Source organism: Massilia sp. WG5 (assembly GCF_001412595.2).
In the GTDB taxonomy this organism is placed as follows: domain Bacteria; phylum Pseudomonadota; class Gammaproteobacteria; order Burkholderiales; family Burkholderiaceae_D; genus Telluria.
Map to the genome: position 1 here is coordinate 3,930,828 of NZ_CP012640.2, position 22,499 is coordinate 3,953,326.

24 protein-coding genes and 1 riboswitch are annotated in these 22,499 nt (G+C 66.9%); of the genes, 8 read left to right on the forward strand and 16 right to left on the reverse strand.

Annotated elements, in window-relative coordinates:
- Positions 1-8: 8 nt before the first annotated feature.
- From AM586_RS17545 to AM586_RS17560, 4 genes are all read left to right on the forward strand, one after another.
- On the forward strand, positions 9-833 hold the full coding sequence (locus AM586_RS17545) for a cyclase family protein (RefSeq protein WP_047826934.1): 825 nt from the start codon (positions 9-11) through the stop codon (positions 831-833).
- Positions 830-1,822 carry a fumarylacetoacetate hydrolase family protein gene (locus tag AM586_RS17550; protein WP_047826933.1) on the forward strand — a complete coding sequence of 331 codons (993 nt, stop codon included), beginning with the start codon at positions 830-832 and terminating at the stop codon, positions 1,820-1,822. Before AM586_RS17545 ends, AM586_RS17550 begins: the two co-directional genes overlap by 4 nt.
- A 169-nt stretch (positions 1,823-1,991) precedes the next feature.
- Positions 1,992-3,302: a hypothetical protein gene (locus tag AM586_RS17555; protein WP_047826932.1), complete on the forward strand. Its 1,311-nt coding sequence runs from the start codon at positions 1,992-1,994 to the stop codon at positions 3,300-3,302.
- Positions 3,303-3,314: 12 nt separating this feature from the next.
- Entirely contained in the window at positions 3,315-3,602 is a 288-nt protein-coding gene (locus AM586_RS17560; protein ID WP_060566642.1) for a high-potential iron-sulfur protein, read from the forward strand.
- A 1-nt stretch (position 3,603) separates the two neighbouring features.
- Here AM586_RS17560 and AM586_RS17565 read toward each other — a convergent pair whose 3' ends face one another.
- From AM586_RS17565 to dctP, 10 genes are read right to left on the reverse strand one after another with little or no spacing between them, the layout of a single operon-like run.
- Entirely contained in the window at positions 3,604-4,536 is a 933-nt protein-coding gene (locus tag AM586_RS17565; protein WP_047826931.1) for an ACP S-malonyltransferase, read from the reverse strand.
- The gene (mdcB, locus tag AM586_RS17570; protein ID WP_047826930.1) at positions 4,533-5,405 is read right to left on the reverse strand and encodes a triphosphoribosyl-dephospho-CoA synthase MdcB; all 873 of its coding nucleotides are present in this window, start codon (positions 5,403-5,405) and stop codon (positions 4,533-4,535) included. The genes AM586_RS17565 and mdcB overlap by 4 nt, the downstream gene beginning before the upstream one ends.
- Entirely contained in the window at positions 5,398-6,075 is a 678-nt protein-coding gene (mdcG, locus tag AM586_RS17575) for a malonate decarboxylase holo-[acyl-carrier-protein] synthase (protein ID WP_047826929.1), read from the reverse strand. The genes mdcB and mdcG overlap by 8 nt, the downstream gene beginning before the upstream one ends.
- On the reverse strand, positions 6,059-6,775 hold the full coding sequence (mdcE, locus tag AM586_RS17580) for a biotin-independent malonate decarboxylase subunit gamma (protein ID WP_047826928.1): 717 nt from the start codon (positions 6,773-6,775) through the stop codon (positions 6,059-6,061). Before mdcE ends, mdcG begins: the two co-directional genes overlap by 17 nt.
- Positions 6,772-7,671: a biotin-independent malonate decarboxylase subunit beta gene (locus AM586_RS17585; RefSeq protein ID WP_047826927.1), complete on the reverse strand. Its 900-nt coding sequence runs from the start codon at positions 7,669-7,671 to the stop codon at positions 6,772-6,774. Before AM586_RS17585 ends, mdcE begins: the two co-directional genes overlap by 4 nt.
- Entirely contained in the window at positions 7,668-7,991 is a 324-nt protein-coding gene (gene mdcC / locus AM586_RS17590; RefSeq protein WP_047826926.1) for a malonate decarboxylase acyl carrier protein, read from the reverse strand. Before mdcC ends, AM586_RS17585 begins: the two co-directional genes overlap by 4 nt.
- Before the next feature lie 2 nt (positions 7,992-7,993).
- The gene (mdcA, locus tag AM586_RS17595; protein ID WP_047826925.1) at positions 7,994-9,661 is read right to left on the reverse strand and encodes a malonate decarboxylase subunit alpha; all 1,668 of its coding nucleotides are present in this window, start codon (positions 9,659-9,661) and stop codon (positions 7,994-7,996) included.
- Entirely contained in the window at positions 9,662-11,011 is a 1,350-nt protein-coding gene (locus tag AM586_RS17600; protein WP_047826924.1) for a TRAP transporter large permease, read from the reverse strand.
- Positions 11,008-11,562, reverse strand: coding sequence for a TRAP transporter small permease (locus AM586_RS17605; RefSeq protein ID WP_047826923.1), 555 nt, complete (start codon positions 11,560-11,562; stop codon positions 11,008-11,010). Before AM586_RS17605 ends, AM586_RS17600 begins: the two co-directional genes overlap by 4 nt.
- Positions 11,562-12,581 (reverse strand): TRAP transporter substrate-binding protein DctP, encoded by a 1,020-nt coding sequence (dctP, locus tag AM586_RS17610; protein ID WP_047826922.1) that lies wholly within the window; start codon positions 12,579-12,581, stop codon positions 11,562-11,564. The genes AM586_RS17605 and dctP overlap by 1 nt, the downstream gene beginning before the upstream one ends.
- 135 nt (positions 12,582-12,716) lie before the next feature.
- Here dctP and AM586_RS17615 point away from each other — a divergent pair, with 135 nt between their 5' ends.
- Entirely contained in the window at positions 12,717-13,379 is a 663-nt protein-coding gene (locus tag AM586_RS17615) for a GntR family transcriptional regulator (RefSeq protein ID WP_047826921.1), read from the forward strand.
- Between the two features lie 3 nt (positions 13,380-13,382).
- Here the strand turns inward: AM586_RS17615 and AM586_RS17620 are convergent, their stop codons facing one another.
- Positions 13,383-13,931: a porin family protein gene (locus AM586_RS17620; RefSeq protein WP_052234496.1), complete on the reverse strand. Its 549-nt coding sequence runs from the start codon at positions 13,929-13,931 to the stop codon at positions 13,383-13,385.
- A gap of 386 nt (positions 13,932-14,317) precedes the next feature.
- On the opposite strand from AM586_RS17620, the gene AM586_RS17625 reads away from it, so the two are divergent.
- Positions 14,318-16,309: a PhoX family phosphatase gene (locus AM586_RS17625; protein ID WP_047826920.1), complete on the forward strand. Its 1,992-nt coding sequence runs from the start codon at positions 14,318-14,320 to the stop codon at positions 16,307-16,309.
- 143 nt (positions 16,310-16,452) lie between these two features.
- Here the strand turns inward: AM586_RS17625 and thiE are convergent, their stop codons facing one another.
- Genes thiE through thiC form a run of 5 tightly spaced genes read right to left on the reverse strand, consistent with a single transcriptional unit; the run spans position 16,453 to position 20,771 of the window.
- Positions 16,453-17,061: a thiamine phosphate synthase gene (thiE, locus tag AM586_RS17630; RefSeq protein WP_047826987.1), complete on the reverse strand. Its 609-nt coding sequence runs from the start codon at positions 17,059-17,061 to the stop codon at positions 16,453-16,455.
- Between the two features lie 3 nt (positions 17,062-17,064).
- Positions 17,065-17,808: a hydroxymethylpyrimidine/phosphomethylpyrimidine kinase gene (locus AM586_RS17635; protein WP_047826986.1), complete on the reverse strand. Its 744-nt coding sequence runs from the start codon at positions 17,806-17,808 to the stop codon at positions 17,065-17,067.
- A gap of 11 nt (positions 17,809-17,819) precedes the next feature.
- On the reverse strand, positions 17,820-18,638 hold the full coding sequence (locus tag AM586_RS17640) for a thiazole synthase (RefSeq protein ID WP_109370482.1): 819 nt from the start codon (positions 18,636-18,638) through the stop codon (positions 17,820-17,822).
- Between the two features lie 16 nt (positions 18,639-18,654).
- The gene (thiS, locus tag AM586_RS17645; protein WP_047826984.1) at positions 18,655-18,867 is read right to left on the reverse strand and encodes a sulfur carrier protein ThiS; all 213 of its coding nucleotides are present in this window, start codon (positions 18,865-18,867) and stop codon (positions 18,655-18,657) included.
- A gap of 11 nt (positions 18,868-18,878) precedes the next feature.
- Positions 18,879-20,771: a phosphomethylpyrimidine synthase ThiC gene (gene thiC, locus AM586_RS17650; RefSeq protein ID WP_047826919.1), complete on the reverse strand. Its 1,893-nt coding sequence runs from the start codon at positions 20,769-20,771 to the stop codon at positions 18,879-18,881.
- 72 nt (positions 20,772-20,843) lie between these two features.
- Positions 20,844-20,944, reverse strand: a riboswitch (TPP riboswitch).
- A gap of 130 nt (positions 20,945-21,074) precedes the next feature.
- Here thiC and AM586_RS17655 point away from each other — a divergent pair.
- Positions 21,075-21,578 (forward strand): hypothetical protein, encoded by a 504-nt coding sequence (locus AM586_RS17655; RefSeq protein ID WP_047826918.1) that lies wholly within the window; start codon positions 21,075-21,077, stop codon positions 21,576-21,578.
- A gap of 55 nt (positions 21,579-21,633) precedes the next feature.
- Positions 21,634-22,485, forward strand: a complete 852-nt coding sequence (locus AM586_RS17660; RefSeq protein ID WP_060566644.1) for an MOSC domain-containing protein — start codon at positions 21,634-21,636, stop codon at positions 22,483-22,485.
- Positions 22,486-22,499: the final 14 nt, after the last annotated feature.

The following is a 22,499-nucleotide window of genomic DNA, read 5'->3' on the forward strand; positions in this document are numbered from 1 at the left end:
GAGACAATATGACCCGCCAATTCATCGACCTGTCGATCTACCTGGAAAACGAAGTGCTGTCCGATCCGCCGCCGCTGGCGCCGAAGATCACCTACCAGAAGCATACGGACACGCTGCACGAATTCATGGCCATGATCCCGGGCACCACGCCTGCCGACTACCCGGATGGCGAAGCCGCCGCCGCCGAGTGGGTGACCATGACCACCCACAGCGGGACCCACCTCGACGCGCCTTACCACTTCCATTCGACGATGGATGCGAAGAACGGCGAGAAGAAGCCGTCGATCACCATCGACGAGGTGCCGCTCGAATGGTGCTTCCAGCCCGGCGTCAAGCTGGACTTCCGCCATTTCCCGGACGGCTACGTCGCCACGGCGGCGGACGTGGAAGCGGAACTGAAGCGCATCGGCCACGAACTGCAGCCGCTCGAGATCGTGGTGGTCAACACGCGGGCCGGCAGCCGTTACGGCCACAACGATTTCGTGTCGGCAGGCTGCGGCATGGGCTACGAGGCGACCATGTATCTGCTCGAACGCGGCGTGCGCCTCACCGGCACCGATGCCTGGAGCTGGGATGCGCCGTTCTCGTACACCGCGAAGAAGATCGCCGAGACCGGTGATACCTCCCTGATCTGGGAAGGCCACAAGGCAGGGCGCGACATCGGCTACTGCCACCTCGAGAAGCTGCACAACCTCGAGGCGCTGCCGGCCCACGGCTTCTACATCAGCTGCTTCCCGCACAAGGTCCGGCGCGGTTCGGCCGGCTGGACGCGCGCCGTGGCGATCGTCGACGACGCGCTGCTGGCGCTGCCGCGCAGCGGAGGCCAGCGATGAAACTGGCCACCTACCGCAACGGCCAGCCCGACGGCTGCCTGATGGTCGTGTCGTCCGACCTGTCGCGGGCGGTCGACGTGTCGGCGCTGGCGCCCAACCTGCTGCAGGCGATGCAGGATTGGGAAACGGTGGCGCCGCAGCTGCAGCAGGTTGCGAACCTGTTGAATGCGGGCGGTGCGCCGCGCGCCGTGGTGTTCGAGCCGGCGCGCTGCATGGCGCCCCTGCCGCGCTGCTTCCAATGGTGCGACGCCTCGGCGTTCCTGAACCACGGCCGGCTGATGGAGCGCGCCTTCAACACCCCGCCGATTCCCGACTTCGACACGATTCCCGTCATGTACCAGGGCGCCTCGGACGACTTCCTCGGGCCGAACGATCCGGTGCCCTTGCCGGGCGAGGCGCTCGGGATCGACTTCGAGGGCGAGTTCGGCGTGATTGTGGGCCCAGTGCCGATGGGCGCAACCCCGGCGCAGGCGCTGGGCGCGGTGCGCCTGCTGGTCCAGCTGAACGACTGGAGCCTGCGCGCGCTCGGGCCGCGTGAAATGAAGAGCGGCTTCGGCTTCCTGCAAGCCAAACCCTCGACCAGTTTCGCGCCGGTGGCCATCACCCCCGACGAGCTGGGAGACGCCTGGCTCGATGGCCGCGTGCACCTGGATCTCGAGGTCGAGTGGAACGGCGAAGCCTTTGGCCATCCGAATGGCCGCGAGATGAATTTCCACTTCGGCGAACTGGTGGCCCATGCCGCGCGCACGCGCCGGCTCGGCGCCGGCGCCATCGTCGGTTCGGGTACGGTATCGAATGCGGCGCGCGAGGCCGGCTCGGCCTGCATCGCGGAGCGGCGCGTGATCGAGATCATCGACCACGGCGAAGCGCGCACGTCCTTCATGCGCTTCGGCGACCGGGTGCGCATGCGCGCCCGCACGCCCGAGGGGACGCTGCCGTTCGGGACCATCGAGCAGCAGGTGGTGCGCGCACCCGCCCCGAAAACCTGAATGCGCGGCGGTGCGCGAGCACTGACCGCCCTGAACCGTGTAACAAGGTGAAAGTCCCGTGCACTGCCGGTGCCGGGGCTTTTTTCATCATGGCGGCAATGAACCTTGTCCGCCCGGGCCCGTATTCACCGTGGTGCTGTCCTCAGCTAATCCCTGCGAGGAAACCATCATGACCGCCTTCGTTCACAAGATTCCGTGGCGCGCGCTGCTGGCCGGCATCGCGCTCTCCTGGTTCACGATACCGGCGCAGGCGGTACCGAGCTTCGCCCGCCAGACCGGGCTCGATTGCATGACCTGCCACGTCAGCTGGCCGGAACTCACGCCGACCGGACGCCAGTTCAAGCTGAACGGCTATACCTTCGGCAAGCGCATGGACCTGCCGGTCGCCGGCATGCTCCAGGTGTCGCGCTCTTCGACACGCAGCGTCGATCCGAGCCTGACCGACAGCTTCCCCAAGGACCGCGAGACGATCCTGCAGCAGGCGAGCCTGTTTTATTCGGGGAAGCTGAGCGACCACAGCGGGATATTCTCGCAATTCACCTACGACGGTGCCGAGCACCGCACCAGTATCGACAACGTCGACCTGCGCTATGCGAACCACTACAAGTTCGCGGCCGGCGACCTGCTGTACGGCTTCACGCTGCATAACAACCCGATGATGCAGGACGTGTTCAACACCGGCGCGACCTGGGGCTTTCCCTATTCTTCGTCGCCGGTGGCCGTCACGCCGGCCGCGGCGCCGGCCATCGAAGGCCTGGGGCAGCAGGTGGCGGGCTTCGGCGCATATGGCCTGTGGCGCAACACCGCGTACGGCGAGTTCTCGCTGTACCGTACCAGCAACCGCTTGTTCTCGCCGCTGCGGCTCGGCATCGACCGCAGCGATGCCGCCGCGCTCAAGGGCTACAACCCCTACTGGCGATTCGCGCTCCAGCATGACTGGGACAGCGGGCGCCAGTCGGCCATGGTCGGCACCTACGGGCTCGTGGTCGACCGCTATCCGGACAACCAGCTGCAGTCCGGCCCGACCGACCGCTTCCGCGACATCGGCATCGACGCCCAGTACCAGTACATCACCGACCGCCACCGGATCAGCGGGCAGATGAACTACGTCCGGGAGCACCAGACCTGGAACCCGGGGGCGCAGGCGAATCCCACCGACAAGCTGGATTCGTTCAAGGCCAAGCTGACCTATTACTACGAGAAGAAATATGGCATCAACCTCGGCTACTTCTCGATCCACGGCACTCCCGACAGCGGCTTGTACAGCACGGGCGAGGCAGTCACCGGCAGCACCGGCGGCAGCCCGGACAGCGCAGGCTATATCGTCGAATTGAATTATCTGCCGCGCCGGGACATACGGCTGATGCTGCAGTACACCGGCTACAGCAAGTTCAATGGCGCCGGGCGCAACTACGACGGTTTCGGCCGCAACGCGAAGGACAACAACACCTTGTACCTGCTGGCGTGGCTGATGTTTTGAACGGAGGACGACATGCAGCGAGACGACATGGACCGGCACCAACGGGCGCGCCGCCGCTTGTTGAAACAGGCGCTGTGCTTTCCGGTGGCCGTCATGGTGCTGGGAAGCCGCGGCGCAGCGCAGGCAGGAACGGCGTCGAAAGAGGACTTCCACTACCAGGATCATCCGAACGAGGGAAAACGCTGCGCGATGTGCACGGCCTTCAATCCCCCGCCACAGGGGCAGGCGCTCGGCACCTGCAACGTGGTGGCCGGTCCGGTCAGCGCGGACGGATGGTGCATGGCGTTCAATCCGAAATAGCTCAGGCTTGCGCCTCGACCCAGGAAACGATGCCCTTCACGCTGCGGAAATCCGCCACCGAGCGGCAGGCGATCTGCGGATGCCGCTCGCGCAGCATGCGCGCCAGCGCATTGCCGGGCCCCAGTTCCAGGGCCACGTCGATCCGTGCCTCGGCAATCGCATCCAGGCACTCGGTCCAGCGGATCGTATTCGCCGTCTGCCGGGCCAGCAGCTCGGCCGCCTCGGCTCCGTCATGCAAGGTCGTGGCGCTGACACCCGCCAGCAGGGGCAGGGTCGGCGACGCGGCATGTGCCTGCAGCAGCTTGCGCAGCGGATCGACCGCCGACGCCAGCAGGCTGGTGTGCGAAGCAACCGTGATCGGCAAGGGCTTGTAGCCGGCGCCGGCTTGCGGCGCCAGTAAGGCCAGCTTGTCCAGCCGGGCGCGCAGGCCGCCGGCTACCAGGGCGCCCGGCGTATCGATGGCCGCTTCGCAGCCGGCTTGCGCGACGAGCTCGTACGCAAGCGGGGAGGCAATGCCGGACACCGCCGCCATCCCCTGTTCGCCGCCATGTGCGGCGGCTTCGCTCATGATCGCGGCGCGTTGCGAAGCGAGGGTGACCGCCCGATCCACCGGCAGGGCGCCGGCCACCGCATAAGCGCTGACTTCGCCGACACTGTAGCCGGCGACCATGGCGGGCCGCGGCAGGCGCCCGGCCAGCAGGCGCCAGACCATCAGGGTGGAGGCGACCACCAGCGGCTGCGCGCAGCGGTTGTCGAACATGGCCGAGGGGTGGGCGAGCAGCGCATGCAGCGCCGACCGCGCCACCGGACCTTGCGCATCGCGCAGCCAGGCCTCGACGCCGGCGATCGCGGCAGGATCGCCGGCGCCCAGGTCGAACATGCCCGGGCCTTGCGAGCCCTGTCCAGGGCAGAGAATCGCGAGCCGCATCGTCATGGCAGGCCACGCTCCATAGATAAAGCGTGAACGAAGCAGGTCGCCGCCAGCAGGTCGGCGGCGCCGCCCGGCGACAGCCGGTGCGCCACGAAGCGGCGATGCGCAGCGACAGCCGCTTCTTCCCAATCGGAGGCCGCGGTGCCGCCACGCTCGAGGAAACGCAAGGAAGTCGTACGCACGATGCGCGCACCCTCGGGCCCGCCGCGGTGGTACACATTGGTATCGGACAGCGCCGCCATCAGCGTGAACAGCGTATCGATCCGCGCGCAGCGCAAGCCGCGTCCCGCAGCCAGCGTGCGGCGCAGCGTCGGCAGCGCCAGCTCGAAGATGGCGGGGAAGCCCGCCGCCGCCTGCTCGCGCGCGCCCGGCGCCGCATGACGCGCGCGGACGAGGGCGCCGTTCGATACGGCCGCTCCGCGGTGGCCGGCCAGTGCCGCGCCCCAGCCGTCCACCAGCGCCGCGCGCAGCCGATCCGGCTCCCAGGACGAAGCGGAGGCGCGACCGGCCGCCGCACACAGCATCCCGAGCGAAAAGATCGCCCCGCGATGCGTGTTGATGCCCCCGGTCGCCAGCAGCATGCGCCGCTCCGCCTCGATGCCCAGCTCGCGCAGCACGTCGAACGCCGAGCCCTGCGCCCCAGCCAGCGCGATGTCGAGGAAGTAGCGGCGCAGCGAAAACAGGCTGCGGACAAACGTCGTCGCATCCATGTCGTCGTGGCTGCCGGTATCGACCAGCGACACCAGCCCGGGCTTCGGATACAGAGCCAGTTCCTGGTACAGGCTGCGCACCGCATGGCGCGCGACGATGGCGCCGGCCGCCGCCGCGTCGAGTGCGAGCGCATCGCGAACGACGGGACAGGCTTCAGCCATGGCGGGCCCCGTTCGCGCCGAACTGGCCGAGCAGCGCATCGCGCCGCAGCAGCGCCGCGGCGTCCAGGTGCTTGGCCAGCACGCGGTCGGCGCCGTGCTGCGTGCCCGCAATCAGCCACTCTTTCCAGGACACCGCATGCCCCAGCGGGAATTCGATTTCGCCGTCGAGCGGCAGGTGTTGCGCATGACGCGCCACCAGCGCCAGGCCGGCATCGAGCTGCGCTGCACTCGTGGGGCGCAGCAGGATATCGATATCGGAAGCGGCGCTCAGGTAGCGCTCGCCGGTCAGGGTCTGCATCGCGAGGGAGCCGAATACCCGGCAGTCGACGCCCGCCGAGCGCAGCGCGATATCCAGGCTGGCCAGGCCCGGCTGCCAGGCGGCCGGCGCTTCGGCATCGACCAGCGCGATGGCGGAAGTAAGCCGCGCGATGTCGGCGCGCCCGGCGGCAAAGCCGAGCCGCAGCTTTTGGCCGCTGTGCGGGTCGGGCGGTGCGGGGATGCCCAGGCAGACCAGGTCCGGCGGCGTGTCCGGCTCATTCCTGCGCACCACGGCCGGCAGGTCGCGCCTGCACCACGCCAGGGCCAGCTCGCGCGGCGCGCCGTCCAGGCGCTGGATCGCCGCGTCCCAGCCCTGCGGCGTCAGCCAGGCAAGGTCATGCCGCCTGAACATCGGAGCCCGAACGGACCGCCTGCGCCACCGGATAGGCCAGCTTGCGGCCGCCGCGTTCGAGGCCGAGTTCGGCCCGGCGGTCGCTTGGCTCCGCATCGGCCAGGGCCCGCTCCAGCGCTTGCGCCAGGTCGGCGTGCCAGATATCGGCCACGCCGCCCATGCGCCGGTAGTTTTCCGCGCCCGGCGCGAACACCGGATTGTCCTGGGCCAGCTCTTCCAGCCGTTCCAGCGGCACCTTGGTGATGCGCGCCATCGCCGGCAGGCCCATCACGCGGATGGTGGCCTCCGGCAGGGCATAGCAGGCGTCGGCGATCAGGCCGCTGGTGATGAACCCGCCCGACAGCGCCTGGTCATACACCAGCCCGACGACGCGGTGGCCGCGCAGGCGCGCCAGTTCGACGCATTTGCCGAGATGCGCCATGTAGCTGTTAATGCCCAGCATTTCATCGCGCCGGCGCAGGCGCTGGCCCTGGGTGTCGACCAGGATCACGATCGGCCGGCCGGGATGCTGCTTCACGGTGTCGAGGATGACCCTGGCCTGCGCCAGCGCGATCTCGACGCCGATCGGCGTGTGCTCGGTGGTGCCGATCACGGTGACGGTCTTGCCGTCCACCTGCGCTTCGCCGCTGAGGAAGTTGTCGCGTTCGACGATGCGGTGGCCCTGCGGGAACAGGGCGTCCGCCACGGTCTGCCAGTTCATGATGCTGCTCCTTCACGGTGGCCATCGGCCAGTTCGCGGAATGCGTCGATCTCCAGCAGCGGCACCACGTGGGGATCGGCGACCCCGAGCGCCTCCCAGATCTCCAGCGGATCCTCGAGATCGCCGAAGCGTTCGAGGCGCTTGCCGAGCATCTGCTGCTCCGCCTCCAGCGCTTCCAGCGTCAGCCCGGTGCCATGGCCGCGCGCCGCATCCGCCAGCGTCAGCGCGGCGTCGCGGAAGGCGTGGATGTCGTCGGCCACGATGGCTTGCGCATCGCCGATCAGGTAGCGGTGCTTGCCGCCGGTAACGCGCCAGACCAGGGCGCGGTCGCGTGCGTCGAATTCCTCGACCCCGCCGGCGGTCTCGATGACTTCCGGCCCGGACATCGCCAGCCGGCTTTCTTCGGAGATGACGATGCCGTTGGTGCAGCGCGCGACGATGCCCATGCCGCCGAAGCAGCCGTTGGCGCCGCCCACCAGCGCGATCACCGGGATGCCGGCGGCGCGGGTGTCGAGCACGGCGCGCATCACTTCCGACACGGCGATCAGGCCGGCATTCGCTTCGTGCAGGCGCACGCCGCCGGTCTCCAGCAGCAGCAGCACGGCGTCGGCGCGTTCGTCGACGGCGCGGCGCAGCATGCCGACCAGCTTGGCGCCATGGACTTCGCCGACGGCGCCGCCCATGAACGCCCCTTCCTGGGCGGCGATGAAGACCTTGCGTCCGTTGACGGCGCCGCGGCCGACCGTGACGCCGTCGTCGAAGGAGACCGGCGCGTCCAGCTGGGAGAGGTGCGGGCTGGTGATGCGCATCTGCGGCGGCAGGAATTCTTCGAAGCTGCCTGCATCCAGCATGCCGGCGATGCGCTGGCGCGCAGTGGCTTCCTGGTAGCTGCTCATGATGCGTCTCCGCTGATTGAACCAGTGATCGATTCGGCGGCCTGGTCGAGCCGCAGGCTCACCACCGCCGGGGTCGCGCCCATGTCGTTGATCGACACCCGCACGTCGGCCAGCTGCCAGCGCTGGTGGAAGTCGCGCACCACCGCTTCCCAGATCGGGCCGAAGCCGTGGGCGGCGGTGCTGATCTCGACCTCGCACGCGCCGTCCAGGGGCTGCTGCTCGATCATGACTTCCAGGTTGCCCGAGCCGACCACGCCCACCAGGCGCGCGCCGCCGATGCGGCGTTGGCCGCCGCTGAAATTGAATCGTAGGGTTTCCATGCTTACCAGTTCCTGAACTGTTTGGGCGGCTTGTACAGGCCGTGCGAGGCGCGCACCAGGTCCTTCATGTTCCTGGCCGCCAGCAGGTCGCGCGTGGCGAGCCGCTTGTCGATGCCGAGGTCCTCGGGGCGCTTGACGATGCCGCGGTCGCGCAGGTTTTCCACCATGCGGTGGTCGCGCTCCAGGCCGACCGGCGTGTAGCCGGCCACGCCGCGGATTGCCTGTTCGCGTTCTTCGTCGGTGCGGCACAGCAGCAGGTTGGCGATGCCTTCCTCGGTCAGGATGTGGGTCACGTCGTCGCCGTAGATCATCACCGGCGGGATCGCCATCTTCGCCTGCTCGGCCAGCTGCCAGGCGTCGAGGCGCTCGACGAAGGCCGGCTGCATGTGCTCGCGGAAGGTCTCGACCATCTGCACCACCAGCTTCCGGCCGCGCGGGATGGCGGAGGTGCCTTGGCGCGCCTGCTCGCCGGCCTTCAGCCAGGCCGGGCTGGCGTGGCGCCGGCCGCGCGCATCGGCGCCCATGTTCGGGGCGCCGCCGAAGCCGGAGATGCGGCCCAGGGTCGCGGTCGACGAGTTGCCCTGCAGGTCGATCTGCAGGGTCGAGCCGATGAACATGTCGCAGGCGTAGTGGCCGGCCATCTGGGAGAAGGCGCGGTTGCTGCGCATGCTGCCGTCCGGGCCCGTGAAGAACACGTCGGAGCGGGCGCGCACATAGTCCTCCATGCCCAGTTCCGAGCCGAAGGAGTGCACGTTCTCGACAAAGCCGGCTTCGATCGCGGGGATCAGGGCCGGATGCGGATTCAGCGCCCAGTGGCGGCCGATCTTTCCCTTCAGGCCGAGCGAGGCCGCATAGGTCGGCAGCAGCAGCTCGATGGCGGCGGTGTCGAAGCCGATGCCGTGGTTCAGGCGCTCGACCTGGTACTCGGCGTAGATGCCCTTGATGGCCATCATCGCCATCAGCACCTGGATTTCCGAGATCAAGGCCGGATCGCGGGTGAACAGCGGCTCGATGTAGTGCGGAGTCGGCGCCGGCACCGCGAAGTCGACCCAGTCGGCCGGGATGTCGATGCGCGGCAGCACGTCGACGATCTCGTTGACCTGGGCAATCACGATGCCGCTCTTGAAGGCGGTGGCTTCGACGATCGCCGGGGTGTCCTCGGTGTTCGGGCCGGTGTACAGGTTGCCATGGCGGTCGGCCGCCTGGGCCGCCACCAGCGCCACCTTCGGCGTCAGGTCGATGAAGTAGCGGCCGAACAGCTCCAGGTAGGTGTGGATCGCGCCGATGTTGATCTTGCCGCCGGCGACCAGCTTGGCCAGCCGGCCTGCCTGCGGCCCGGAGAACGAGAAGTCGACGCGCGAGGCGATGCCCTTGTCGAACACGTCCAGGTGTTCGGGCAGGGCCAGCACCGACTGCAGCATGTGCAGGTCATTGACCCGGCCAGGGTCGAGCGAGGCCAGGGTCCTGGCCAGGAAGTCGGCCTGCTTCTGGTTGTTGCCTTCGAGGCAGACGCGGTCGCCGGACTCGATTACCTGGTGCAGCAGTTCGCGGGCCTGGGCCGCATCGATGATTTTCCCGCGCAGGCCGGCGCCCAGGTGTTCGCGCGCCCGCGCCAGGCGCTGCTCGCGGTTGAGGCGCTGGCGGTCCCAGACTTTTTCGTTGGCGCCCATCTAGCGGCCTCCCATGATCATGTCGGGCAGGGCGGTCGAGATCTGCGGGAACACACACAGCAGGATCACCGCCACGAACATCAGCACCACGAAGGGCATCACGCCCCAGATCACGTCGGACAGGGGGATGTCCGGGGCGATGTTCTTGATCACGAAGATGTTCAGGCCCACCGGCGGGTGGATCAGGCCCATCTCCATCACGATCGTCATCACCACGCCGAACCAGATCAGGTCGAAGCCGGCTTCGCGCAGCGGCGGCAGGATGATCGGGGCGGTCATCAGGATGATCGAGACCGGCGGCAGGAAGAAGCCGAACACGATCACCATCAGCAGGATCACGGACAGCAGCACCCATTTCGACAGGTGCAGTCCCACCACCCACTGCGCCGCCGACTGGCTGATGTGCAGGTAGCTCATCACGTAGGAGTAGAGCAGGGACATGCCGATGATCATCAGGAGCATGGTCGACTCCTTGATCGTCGAGCTCAGGATCGGACCGATTTCCTTCGGCCGCCAGATGCCGTACACGACGGCCATCAGCACGATCGCCAGCAGCGCGCCGAGGCCGGCGGTTTCCGACGGGGTGGCATAGCCGCCATACAGCGCGATCATCACGCCGGTCAGCAGGACCAGGAAGGGCAGCACGCGCGGCAGCATCTCGACCTTCTCCGCCAGCGTGTAGTTGTGCGCATCAAGGTAGGCGGATTTCTCGCCGCCGCGCTGGTAGGCTTCATGGGCCAGGCGATATTCCTTGCGCGCCCGGTGCACCGCATAGCCGGCGAACAGCAGCACCAGCATCAGGCCGGGGCCGATACCGGCCAGGAACAGGCGGCCCAGCGACTGCTCGGCGGCCACCGCGTACAGGATCATCGTGATCGACGGCGGCAGCAGGATGCCGAGCGTACCGCCGGCGGCGATGATGCCGGCCGCGAAGCCGGGCGAGTAGCCGCGCTTGCGCATCTCGGGGATGCCGGCCGAGCCGATCGCCGAGCAGGTCGCCGGCGAGGAGCCGGCCATGGCGGCGAACAGCGCGCAGGCGAACACGTTGGCGATGCCGAGGCCGCCCGGGACCTTGTTCAGCCAGGCGTGGATGGCCGAGTACAGGTCGCGCCCGGCCGGCGACTTGCCGATCGCCGCTCCCTTCATGATGAACAGCGGGATCGACAGCAGGGTGATCGATGCCATTTCCTCGTACACGTTCTGGGTGATCGTGTCGAGCGAGGAGGCCGGCATGAAGAGGTACATGAACACGGTGGCGACCGCGCCCAGTGCGAAGGCGATCGGCATGCCGGAAAACATGACGACGAGCGTGGCGGCGGCATAGCCGACGCCGAGAGACAATGCGCTCATGGATTATCCTTTTCGGTGAGACGGCCGATCAGCTGAACCAGGATCTGCACCGTCAACAGCGTCATCCCGAAGGCCATCAGCGAGTACGGGATCCACAGCGGCGGCGCCAGCGTCGACGAGGTGGTCTGGCCTTCGACCAGGGCTTCGTGGAACAGGGCCCACGATTTCCAGGAGAAGAAGGCGCAGAACAGGAAGGACAGCAGGTCGACCAGGATCAGGCGGATGCGGTTGACCCGGGCCGGCAGCAGCCCGGCCAGCGCTTCGATGCCGATGTGGCCGCGGAAGGACTGGACGTAGGCTGCGCTGAAGAAGGTGGCGCCGACCAGCATGAACACGGCGGCCTCGTCCTGCCAGTCGGTGGCGACCTTGAAGAAGTAGCGCATCACCACCGAGTAGCTCAGCACCAGGGCGGTGACGATCATCCCCGCCATGGAGATCACCAGCAGCAGGTGGTTGATCCTGTTGAGGAATACCGCGAGCGTGGCCACCCCGCGGTGCGAGGGCAGCGCAGGCGCTTGCGGCGCCTGGGCCTCGAAACCGTGGGCACTCATCACTTCACCTGTTCGGCGAGCTGCAGCAGCTTGGCGGTATTGGCGTTCTTGGCCGCGAAGTCCTTCCAGGCGGTGCGGCGGGCGATGTCCTGCCATTTCTTGACGGTGGCGTCGTTCAGGTCGACGGTCTTGGCGCCGGCCTTGGCGAACACCTTGGCCACTTCTTCGTCGTCAGCCTTGGCTTCCTTGACGGCGAAGGCTTCCATCTCGGCGCCGACCTGCAGGATCACGGCCTGCTGTTCCTTGGTGAGGCGGTCGAAGGCGGCCTTCGACATCATCAGCGGCTCTAGCATGAACCAGTAGGACTTGCCGCGGCCGGTGGTGAGGGCCTTCGACACTTCTTCCAGGCGGAAGGAGATCAGCGAGGTCGAGGAAGTCAGGGCGGCGTCCATGGCGCCGGTCTGCATGCCGGCGTAGATCTCGTTCGACGGCAGGGTCACGACGGCGGCGCCGGCTTCCTTCAGGATCAGGTCCATCTCGCGCGAACCGCCGCGGATCTTCATGCCCTTCGCATCTTCCGGCTCGACGATCGGCTTGCCGCGCGAGGCCATGCCGCCCGCCTGCCAGATCCAGCTGACCATCACCACGCCCTTGTCGGCCAGGATCTTGGTCAGTTCCTTGCCGACCGCGGCGTTCTTCCAGGCGGCGCTCTGCTCATACGAGGTCACCAGGCCGGGCATCAGGCCGATATTGGTTTCGGGGACTTCGCCGCCGGCATACGACAGCGGCACCAGCGACATGTCGAGCGCGCCCTTGCGCATGGCGGAGAACTGGGCGTTGGTCTTCATCAGCGAAGAACCGGGGTAGATCTCGAACTTGACGCCGCCCTTGGTGCGCTTTTCGACCTCGGCCGCGAACATGCGGACCAGGCGGTCGCGGAAGTCGCCCTTGTCGATCGTGCCGCCGGGGAACTGGTGCGAAATCTTGATGGTCGTCTGGGCCCAGACCGGGGCCGCCGCAGCCATCGCCATACCGAAGGCCATCACACCCATTACAGCGCGTCGCTTGATTGAAATCATTGTCTATCTCCTCTGTTCTCTTCACGGGAACGCATGCTTGTGCATGCAAATTTTTTGTTTATGTATACAAGATGAACCAGAAAAAATACAATGTCAATCAGGTTACTATGATTTTTTTAAGCGGAAAGCAGTGCCATGAAAAAGCTCTCTGATCGGCTGCGCGAACAGATTGAAGAGAAGATCGCCACCGGACAGTTACTGCCGGGGCAGCATCTCGACGAGACTGAATTGGCCAATGAATTCGGGGCTTCGCGGACCCCGATCCGCGAAGCCCTGATCCAGCTGGCGTCGGCCGGGCTGGTGCAGATCCGTCCGCGGCGCGGGGCGGTGGTGTCGACCGTGTCGCCGCACGAGATCGTGGAAATGTTCGAAGTGATGGCCGAGCTGGAGGCCATGTGTGCGCGCCTGGCGGCGCGGCGCATGTCGGCCGCCGAGCACGCCAAGCTGCTGGAGGCGCACCAGGCATGCAGCAGCGCCTACGAGGCGCGCGACCCGGACGAGTACTACTACCGCAACGAAGTCTTCCACCAGACGATCTTCGCGGGCAGCCATAACCACTTCCTGGCCGAACAGGCGCGCGCCCTGTCGCGCCGGCTCCGTCCCTACCGGCGCCTGCAGCTCAGGGTGCGCGACCGCATGCAGCACTCCTTCAGCGAGCACGATGCGGTGGTGAAGGCCATCATCGACGGCGATGGCCAGAAGGCCTCCGACCTGCTGCGCAGTCACGTGGCCGTGCAGGGTCAGCGTTTTACGGACCTGGTCGCCTCGCTGGAAGCGATCCACGCGGTGGCAGCCTGAAGCTTAGAAGTCGTATTTCAGGCCGAGCGTGAAGACGTCGGCCTTCGCGCCAAAGCTCTTCTTCTTGCCGAAGCGTTCATACTCGCCGGTCAGCGCAAGATTTCCGGCCAGCTTGACCTGCACGCCTGCGCCGGCATATACGCCGGTGTCATGCTCGCCCACCGCCCCGTAGTTGGACACGTAACTGCGTTCGCTGTACGCAAGGCCCAACTTGCCATAGGCCGCGACCTGCTGGTTCAAGGGCATCGTGTATTTGCCGGCGATATAGGAGCTGGAGCCCTTGGTGCGCCCATCGACATTGCCGTCGATGGTCGCAAAGTGGATGCCGACGCGGCCAAAGCGCGTAAAGCCGGCCTCGACCCCCAGGTTCTGGTCGAACTGGTAGCCGGCGAAGAGCTTGGCGTCCGCCTTCCAGGCGTCCACGACCCTGTTCTCGGCAGTCGCCACGCCGATGCCGACATAGGCATGGGGCGTCGCGTCGGCGCTGGTCTGGGCCTGGGCGGTGCTCACGGCAAGCAAGCCGGCAAGCAATGCAAACATCGTCTTTTTCATTCTTTTCTCCTTGGTTCTGGTTTTCAGGGTGGCGCGATGCACCGGCATCGCGACGGGAAAAAGATATCAGCTTGTTTCTTTTTAATAACTGTCTTAATAGTAAGAAACTGTGACCGATGTGCATATAAATGACCGAAAAGTCATATATGCATGCAAACCGGTATTGAAGAAAGAGCGGCGTTGGAGCACGGAAGAAGGAACTTGCCGGGAGATGAAAGAACGCTGCTTGTTACTAATCGTTACAAGTTTCAAAAACCCGATGACGGTACGCGGCAAGTACTCGGCCGGCTTTTTCATGCGGACATTAAATTTCTGTCATGTGCTTGACATATGTCTCAACTAATCTCGTCAGCATTCCCACTGACCTGATCCTGGAGTGTTGACGTATGAATCCGACTACCGACCTGTCCCGCCGCCGTCTGCTGCGCCTGCTGGGCGCGACGCCCATGCTGCCGATCGGCGCCGGTACCGTGGGGGCCATGCTGGCCGGCTGCGGCGGCGGTGACGACAGCCCGGCGAGCACTGCGCCGACCCCGCCGGCCCAGACCACGCCGCCGGTCACCCTGTCGAGCGTGTCCTTCGGTTCGATGAACGCACCGACCCTGAGCGACGCCGCGGCGATGGCCACCACCTCGGTCGGCTCGACCATGAGCGTCAGCTTCAGCGACAGCAGCAAGCTCGATTTCAAGCTGTCCTACAAACCCTTCTTCATCACCGGCGACCTGGTCCCGAACGGCAACGGCGGCACCATCCTGGCCGGCGGCTACTACGACATCAATAACAAGCCGATCATCGACACCACCGTGGCCGGATCGGCGCGCCAGTTCTTCTCGGATTCGCCGGACGGCACTTCACTGCTGACGGTCCCGAACGCGAAAGTGACGGGGGTGAAGGGCAATACCGTGTTCGCCGTGGTCCAGTTCGAGTACACCACCTGGGCCCAGGACGGCAAGACCGACATGTACGGCAAGCTGCCGTCGCCGATCGCCGTGCTGACCCTGGACCAGGATCCCGCCAACGGCAAGCTGAGCCTGGTGAAGTACCACAACGTCGACACCTCCGGCGTGAACGGCCTGTGGATCACCTGCGGCGCCAGCCTGTCGCCGTGGGGCACCCACCTGTCGAGCGAAGAGTACGAACCGAACGCCTTCACCGCGGCGACCGACGCGCAGTTCAAGGGCTTCAGCAAGAACCTGTACGGCGACGAGACCAGGGCGAATCCGTACAACTACGGCCACCTGCCGGAAGTCACCGTCAACGCCGACGGCACCGGCAGCATCAAGAAGCACTACTGCATGGGCCGCATCTCGCACGAACTGGTGCAGGTGCTCGGTGACAACCGCACCGTGATCATGGGCGACGACGCCACCAACAGCGGCTACTTCGTGTTCGTGGCCGACAAGGAGAAGGACCTGTCGAGCGGCACCCTGTACGTGGCCAAGGTCGGCGCCGGCTTCTCGCTGGACCCGGCCGCCGCCGCCGCGCCGCTCACCTGGATCAGGCTGGGCTCCGCCACCAGCGACGAGATCCGCTCGCTGGCCGCTTCGCTCAAAGCCACCGACATCATGGACGTCAAGAGCGCCGATCCGCAGGACGCCACCTACACCAGGGTCGCCGCCAACGGCCGCACCGAGTGGCTGAAGCTCAAGCCGGGCATGGAAAAGGCCGCCGCCTTCCTCGAGACCCACCGCTACGCCGCGCTGGTCGGCGCCTCGATGGGCTTCACCAAGATGGAAGGCACTACCGTCAACCTGAAGGACAAGGTCGCCTACTCGGCGCTGCAGAACTGCCAGAGCTCGATGGTGGCCGGTAACGCCCTGAACGTGCCGGGCAACGGCATCTCGATCCCGAAGGCGATCAACGCCGGCGCGGTCATGATGCTGAGCCTGAAGGGCGGCCAGAAGGACACGGCCGGCAATGCCATCAACAGCGAGTGGATGCCGGCCGATACCAAGGCCCTGTTCGTGGGCGAGGACATCGCCGCCGACGCGCTGGGCAATACCGCCAACCCGAACAAGGTGGGCAACCCGGACAACCTGAAGTTCTCCGAAAAGATGCGCACCCTGTTCATCGGCGAGGACAGCAGCCAGCACGTCAACAACTTCCTGTGGGCCTACAACGTCGACACCAGGCAGCTCTCGCGCCTGCTGTCGGTGCCGGCCGGCGGCGAATCGACCGGCCTGCATGCGGTCGACGACATCAACGGCTGGACCTACATCATGAGCAACTTCCAGCACCCGGGCGACTGGGGAAGCATCCACACCGGCGTGAAGACCACGCTGGATCCGCTGATCCGTGCGAACTACAAGGACAAGTTCGGTGCGGCGGTGGGTTACCTGACGGGTGAGCTGACGCAGTTCAAGCTGGCGAAGGCCTGAGTTTCAGATACGTTGTCCCCGCGCAGGCGGGGATCCAAGTTTGCATGCGCTGTCGAGATGCGGGCAAAACTTGGACCCCCGCCTTCGCGGGGGCGACGGTGTAGAAGGCCGGGGGCGACGGTGTAAAAGCGCGGGAACGACGCTTATCGGAACAGCTGCGTGAACTCACGCGCCGCCTCATACGGCTCCGGCGCCAGGTACACGCTGCTGATCGCCGCCACCATATCCGCTCCCAGGCCCACCAGCGGCTTCGCATTCTCCGCCGTCATCCCGCCGATCGCCACCGCCGGCACCCGCAGCAGCGCTTTCGCCCGGGCGACGATCGCCAGGGGCGTACTCACCTCGTACACCTTTACCTTCGACGGATAGAAGCCGCCGAAGGCCACATAGCTCGCCCCCGCATCCTGGGCCGCCTGCGCCAGCTCGAAGCGGCCGTAGCAGGAGGCGCCGACGATCCTGTCCGGGCCCAGCGCCGCGCGCACCGCGGCCACCGGCGCGTCCAGGCCGCCGACGTGCACGCCGTCCGCGTCCAGCCGCAGGCACAAGTCGACGTGGTCGTTGATGACCAGCGGCGTCCCGTGCCGGCGGCACAGGGCGAGCAGGGCGGCGGCCTGTTCTTCGCGCAGGGCCTCATCGGCCGTCTTGTTGCGGTACTGGACCAGCGCCGCGCCGGCGTCCAGCGCGCGGCCCGTCACGTCCAGCAGGCGCCCGGTGTCGTCCCAGTCGGGCGTTACCAGATACAGTCCTCTCATCATTCATGCTCCCCGATGTTCGATACGGCGCGGAATGCGCTGGCCGGCGGCGATCGCATAGGAATCCGCCAGCGCCTGGTTGCAGCAGCGCTGGGCGCGTTCGAGCGCCTGCTCCATCGCGTCGCCCAGCGCCAGGCGGGCGGCCAGGCTGGACGCCAGCGTGCAGCCGCTGCCGTGGAATTCGCCGGGCAGGCGCGGCCAGCGCCATTCGCGCACACCCTCGCGGCTGTGCCAGCGGTTGACGACTTCGTCGCCATCGCCATGCCCGCCGGTGACCAGCAGGTGCGGGCAGGAGACCGGATCGAGCGCCGCCGCCTCCGGCTGGTTGGGCGTGAGCACCGTCGCCAGCGCCAGCAGCGGCGCCAGTGCCGCCAGCGCATCGCCGCGCGCGAGCGGGTCGCCGTGGCCGCTGGCCAGCACCGGGTCGAGCACCACCGGCAGCGCCGGCCGGCGCTCGCGCAGCGCCAGGACGATGCCGGCGATCGCCCCGGCATTCGCCAGGCTGCCCGGAATGCCCAGCTTGACCGCGCGGATCGGCATGCTGTCGAGCAGCACCGCAGCCTGGCGCACCAGCAGGCCGGCGTCCACCGGCGCCACCTCGTGCACGCGCTCGTTGTCCTGGACCGTCAGCGCGGTCACGATGGGCAGCGCGTGCGCGCCCTGGGCGGCGATCGCCTCGATGTCGGCCTGGATGCCGGCCCCGCCCGAGGGATCGAGGCCGGAAAACACCAGTACGCAAGGGCGCATCGTATGCAGCGTCACTGAGCAGCTCCGCCGAGCCGTCCCGCCATCGGCGACGAGGGCGACGCCGCGAAGCGCCGCGGCATCCGTCCCGCCAGCCAGGCTTCCCGGCCGGATTCCACCGCAAGCCGCATCGCGCGCGCCATGCGCACCGGATCACGCGCGAGTGCGATGGCGCTGTTCATCAGGACGCCGTCGCAGCCCAGCTCCATCGCCACCGCCGCATCCGAGGCCGTGCCGACGCCGGCGTCGACCAGCACCGGCACCCTGGCCTGTTCGATGATCAGCGACAGGTTCCACGGATTCAGGATGCCCATGCCGGAGCCGATCAGGGAGGCCAGCGGCATCACGGCCACGCAGCCGATTTCTTCCAGCATCCTGGCCTGGATCGGATCGTCGCTGCAGTAGACCATCACGTCGAAGCCGTCGCGCACCAGTTCCTCGGCGGCGCGCAGGGTCTCGGGCATGTTCGGGAACAGGGTTTTCTCGTCGCCCAGCACCTCGAGTTTCACCAGTTTGTGCCCGTCCAGCAGCTCGCGCGCCAGCTGCAGGGTATAGACCGCATCCTTCGCGGTGTAGCAGCCGGCCGTGTTGGGCAGGATGGTGTAGCGCGAGGGCGGCACCACGTCGAGCAGGTTCGGCGCGTGCGGATCCTGGCCGATGTTCACGCGGCGGATCGCCACCGTGATGATTTCCGCGCCGGCGGCCACGGTCGCGTCGCGGGTCTGTTCCAGGTCGCGGTACTTGCCGCTGCCGACCAGCAGGCGCGAGCGGTATTCCTTGCCGGCGATGACGAGAGGTTTGTCGCGCATTTCATTCATGTTCAAGTCGTTCATGTCTTTTCCAATGTGTTCAACCGCCGCCGATCGCGCGCACCACGTCGACCCGGTCGCGCGGCGCCAGTACGGTCTCAGGCCAGCGCTCGCGCGGCACCACGCGGCGGTTCACGGCCAGCGCCAGCGCCTGGCCGGCCAGGCCGAGTGCGTCGACCAGCGCGTGCAGGGTGGCTGCCTCGAGCCGCGCCGCATCCAGTACATACGGCGCGCCGTTCAGTTCGAGTTCGATCTGCGGCACGATCACTCCTTGTGCTCATTTTCCCGATTAGGCTCGGCGCTCCAGCGCATGAACTCGACCGCCTTTTCCTGCATGCCGCCGGCCGCGTAGTCGCGCACTTCCTGGGTGATCTTCATCGAGCAGAAGTGCGGCCCGCACATCGAGCAGAAGTGGGCGACCTTGGCGGAGTCCTTCGGCAGCGTCTCGTCGTGGAAAGCGCGCGCCTTGTCCGGATCGAGGCCGAGGTTGAACTGGTCTTCCCAGCGGAATTCGAAGCGCGCTTTCGACAGGGCGTTGTCGCGGATCTGCGCGCCCGGATGGCCCTTGCCCAGGTCCGCCGCATGCGCCGCGATCTTGTAGGTGATGATGCCGTCCTTGACGTCGTCCTTGTCGGGCAGGCCCAGGTGCTCCTTCGGCGTCACATAGCACAGCATGGCGGTGCCGTACCAGCCGATGTTGGCGGCGCCGATGCCGGAGGTGATGTGGTCGTAGCCCGGCGCGATGTCGGTGGTCAGCGGGCCCAGGGTGTAGAAGGGCGCCTCGTGGCATTGCGCGAGCTGCAGGTCCATGTTCTCCTTGATCAGGTGCAGCGGCACGTGGCCCGGGCCCTCGATCATGGTCTGCACGTCGTGCTTCCAGGCGAGCTGCGTGAGTTCGCCGAGGGTGCGCAGCTCGGCCAGCTGAGCTTCGTCGTTGGCGTCGTAGATCGAGCCGGGGCGCAGGCCGTCGCCGAGGCTGAAGGCGACGTCGTAGGCCTTCATGATCTCGCAGATCTCCTCGAAGTGCGTGTACAGGAAGGATTCCTTGTGGTGGGCCAGGCACCACTTGGCCATGATCGAGCCGCCGCGCGAAACGATGCCGGTGAGCCGGTTCGCCGTCATCGGAATGAAGGGCAGGCGCACGCCGGCGTGGATGGTGAAGTAGTCGACACCCTGCTCGGCCTGTTCGATCAGGGTGTCGCGGTAGATCTCCCAGCTCAGTTCTTCGGCCTTGCCGTTGACCTTTTCCAGCGCCTGGTAGAGCGGCACGGTGCCGATCGGGACCGGGCTGTTCCGGATGATCCATTCGCGCGTCTCGTGGATATGCTTGCCGGTCGAGAGGTCCATCACCGTGTCGCCGCCCCAGCGGATGGCCCAGGTCATCTTCTCGACTTCCTCGCCGATGGACGAGGTGACGGCCGAGTTGCCGATGTTGGCGTTGATCTTCACGAGGAAGTTGCGGCCGATGATCATCGGCTCCGATTCCGGGTGGTTGATGTTGGCCGGCAGGATGGCGCGTCCGCGGGCGATTTCGTCACGCACGAATTCAGGCGTGATCTCGGCCGGGATCGCGGCGCCGAAGGACTGGCCCGGATGCTGGCGTCCCAGCAGCGCCGCCATTTTCTTCCCGGTGGGGCCGGCCGCTTCGAGGTTTTGCAGGTATTCCTGGCGCCGCAGGTTTTCGCGGATCGCGACGAATTCCATTTCGGGTGTGACGATACCCTGGCGCGCATAGTGCATCTGCGTGACGTTGCGGCCGGCGGCGGCGCGGCGCGGCTTGCGCTGCAGGTCGAAGCGCAGCTCGGCCAGCTTCGGGTCCTTCAAACGGTCCTGGCCGTAGCTCGAGGAAGGGCCGGCCAGTTCGACGGTGTCGCCGCGCTCGCGGATCCAGGCGCTGCGCGGGCAGGGCAGGCCGGAGCGGATGTCGATGCGCACGTCCGGGTCGGTGTACGGCCCGGAGGTATCGTAGACCCAGACCGGCGGATTCGGCTCGGCGCCGAACGAGGCCGGCGTGGGGGACTGGTGGATTTCGCGCATCGGCACCCGGATGTCGGGACGCGAGCCGGCCACATGGACCTTGCGTGAATTGGGAAGCGGCGTCACGGCCGCGGCATCGACCGTGGCGCTGGCGGACAGGAATTTTGGATCGGCGTTCAAGTGCACTCCTTGTTGGCGACTGAAGATCGATCCAGCTCGGAGGAGTGCAAAGATACGTAGGCACGAGGGCATACGCGGACTCTGTAGCTTCCCTTCGCTGGCATTATCCAGATCAGGTTCGGAGGGTATTTCTCACCCGCGCGTTTGATGGCGCAGGACCCCTAGCGTTGTTGCCGGCTCATGAAGAGACGACGGGCGGAAGTGTACGTGGGTTTTGAAGCGATGGCAATCCGTGCGCTTCGTCCGTGACAAGGCAGGCATGTTGCCGGCGGTCGATCTGCTAAGCTTCCCGTAATGAGAAAGATGACGACCATTCGCGGCCTTGCGTTCGCCCTGCTGGCCCTGCATGCGGCGGTGTCGCAGGCCTGCTATTCGCCGCCCGCCGCCCAACTGATCGGTGTTGACGAACAACTCGCGCAGGCGAAAGACATCGCGCTCGCCCAGGTCATCGGCGCCACGCCCCTCGGCGGGAGGACGGTCGAATACCGGTTCCTGGTGCTGGAGCAGCTGGCCGGGCCGGCGCAAAACGTGTTCACGATGGTGGGCCGCGCCGCGACCCCTGCCGATCAGGACGGCAGCTTCGACAGTCACCGCGCCCCGGCCTTCTGGGCGCGTGGCGGCGGCCGCACGATGAACGAGGGCGACTGCGAAATCCACCCCGGTTTCGTTGTCGGCAATACCTACCTCGTGTTCCGCGGGTCGGCGCCGACCTGGCGCAGTTTCGAAAAAATCGACATGGCCGGCAGCATCGTCGACCACGACGACAAGTGGCTGGCCTACGTAATGGCCTACTTGCGAAAGTCCTGAAACTGCGGGAGTTTGGTGCGATACTATCCGGCCCGAAGTCGAAACAAGCCCGGCAATGCCCACCCTGTCCCAACTCTTCCTGTACCCGATCAAATCCTGCGCCGGCATCGCCGTCCAGGAAGCCACGCTGCTCGAATCCGGCCTGAGCGCGCAGGGCGTGCACGACCGCGAATGGATGCTGGTCACGGAAGCCGGCCAGTTCCTGACCCAGCGCGAGTTCCCGCGCATGGCGCTGATCCGGCCCACTCCCAGCGGCGACCAGCTGCGCGTGAGCAGCCCGGGCATGGCCGACCTGCTGCTGCCGCTCGCCTGGCAGGACGAGGCGCCGGCCTGCCGCGTGCAGATCTGGGACGACGTCGTCGGCGCGGCCGATTGCGGCGAGCAGGCGGCCGGCTGGTTCACCGAGGCGCTCGACACCCGCGAGCGGGTGCGCCTGGTGCGCTTCCGCCGCGACGTGGTGCGCCCGACCAGCGTCAAGTGGACCGGCGGCATACCCTCGCAGACGCGCTTCGCCGACGGCTACCCGCTGCTGCTGATCGGCCAGTCCTCGCTCGACGACCTGAGCCGCCGCCTGCGCGCGGCCGGCCGCGCGGCGCTGCCGATGGACCGCTTCCGGCCCAACCTGGTGGTAGCAAGCCTCGAAGCCTTCGAGGAGGACTACACGGCCTCGCTCAGCACCGGCGCGGCCGAGATCCGCCCCGTCAAACCCTGCGCACGCTGTCCGATTCCCGCCATCGACCAGGCCACCGGCGTGTCCGGCCCGGACCCGCTCGACATCCTGCAGACCTACCGCGCCAACCCGAAACTCGACGGCGCGGTCTGCATGGGCATGAACTGCATCGTCTCGGCGGGCGCCGGCAGCACCCTGCGCGTCGGCCAGGCGCTGGCGGCCGAACTGGCATTCTGACAACAGTTTCGTAC

Excerpts from the sequence above, each read along its gene's own strand:
- AM586_RS17545 (WP_047826934.1), top strand. The coding sequence starts at position 9 with ATGACCCGCCAATTCATCGACCTGTCGATCTACCTGGAAAACGAAGTG.
- AM586_RS17550 (WP_047826933.1), top strand. The coding sequence starts at position 830 with ATGAAACTGGCCACCTACCGCAACGGCCAGCCCGACGGCTGCCTGATG.
- AM586_RS17555 (WP_047826932.1), top strand. The coding sequence starts at position 1,992 with ATGACCGCCTTCGTTCACAAGATTCCGTGGCGCGCGCTGCTGGCCGGC.
- AM586_RS17560 (WP_060566642.1), top strand. The coding sequence starts at position 3,315 with ATGCAGCGAGACGACATGGACCGGCACCAACGGGCGCGCCGCCGCTTG.
- AM586_RS17565 (WP_047826931.1), bottom strand. The coding sequence starts at position 4,536 with ATGACGATGCGGCTCGCGATTCTCTGCCCTGGACAGGGCTCGCAAGGC.
- mdcB (WP_047826930.1), bottom strand. The coding sequence starts at position 5,405 with ATGGCTGAAGCCTGTCCCGTCGTTCGCGATGCGCTCGCACTCGACGCG.
- mdcG (WP_047826929.1), bottom strand. The coding sequence starts at position 6,075 with ATGTTCAGGCGGCATGACCTTGCCTGGCTGACGCCGCAGGGCTGGGAC.
- mdcE (WP_047826928.1), bottom strand. The coding sequence starts at position 6,775 with ATGAACTGGCAGACCGTGGCGGACGCCCTGTTCCCGCAGGGCCACCGC.
- AM586_RS17585 (WP_047826927.1), bottom strand. The coding sequence starts at position 7,671 with ATGAGCAGCTACCAGGAAGCCACTGCGCGCCAGCGCATCGCCGGCATG.
- mdcC (WP_047826926.1), bottom strand. The coding sequence starts at position 7,991 with ATGGAAACCCTACGATTCAATTTCAGCGGCGGCCAACGCCGCATCGGC.
- mdcA (WP_047826925.1), bottom strand. The coding sequence starts at position 9,661 with ATGGGCGCCAACGAAAAAGTCTGGGACCGCCAGCGCCTCAACCGCGAG.
- AM586_RS17600 (WP_047826924.1), bottom strand. The coding sequence starts at position 11,011 with ATGAGCGCATTGTCTCTCGGCGTCGGCTATGCCGCCGCCACGCTCGTC.
- AM586_RS17605 (WP_047826923.1), bottom strand. The coding sequence starts at position 11,562 with ATGAGTGCCCACGGTTTCGAGGCCCAGGCGCCGCAAGCGCCTGCGCTG.
- dctP (WP_047826922.1), bottom strand. The coding sequence starts at position 12,581 with ATGATTTCAATCAAGCGACGCGCTGTAATGGGTGTGATGGCCTTCGGT.
- AM586_RS17615 (WP_047826921.1), top strand. The coding sequence starts at position 12,717 with ATGAAAAAGCTCTCTGATCGGCTGCGCGAACAGATTGAAGAGAAGATC.
- AM586_RS17620 (WP_052234496.1), bottom strand. The coding sequence starts at position 13,931 with ATGAAAAAGACGATGTTTGCATTGCTTGCCGGCTTGCTTGCCGTGAGC.
- AM586_RS17625 (WP_047826920.1), top strand. The coding sequence starts at position 14,318 with ATGAATCCGACTACCGACCTGTCCCGCCGCCGTCTGCTGCGCCTGCTG.
- thiE (WP_047826987.1), bottom strand. The coding sequence starts at position 17,061 with ATGAGAGGACTGTATCTGGTAACGCCCGACTGGGACGACACCGGGCGC.
- AM586_RS17635 (WP_047826986.1), bottom strand. The coding sequence starts at position 17,808 with ATGCGCCCTTGCGTACTGGTGTTTTCCGGCCTCGATCCCTCGGGCGGG.
- AM586_RS17640 (WP_109370482.1), bottom strand. The coding sequence starts at position 18,638 with ATGAACGACTTGAACATGAATGAAATGCGCGACAAACCTCTCGTCATC.
- AM586_RS17655 (WP_047826918.1), top strand. The coding sequence starts at position 21,075 with ATGACGACCATTCGCGGCCTTGCGTTCGCCCTGCTGGCCCTGCATGCG.
- AM586_RS17660 (WP_060566644.1), top strand. The coding sequence starts at position 21,634 with ATGCCCACCCTGTCCCAACTCTTCCTGTACCCGATCAAATCCTGCGCC.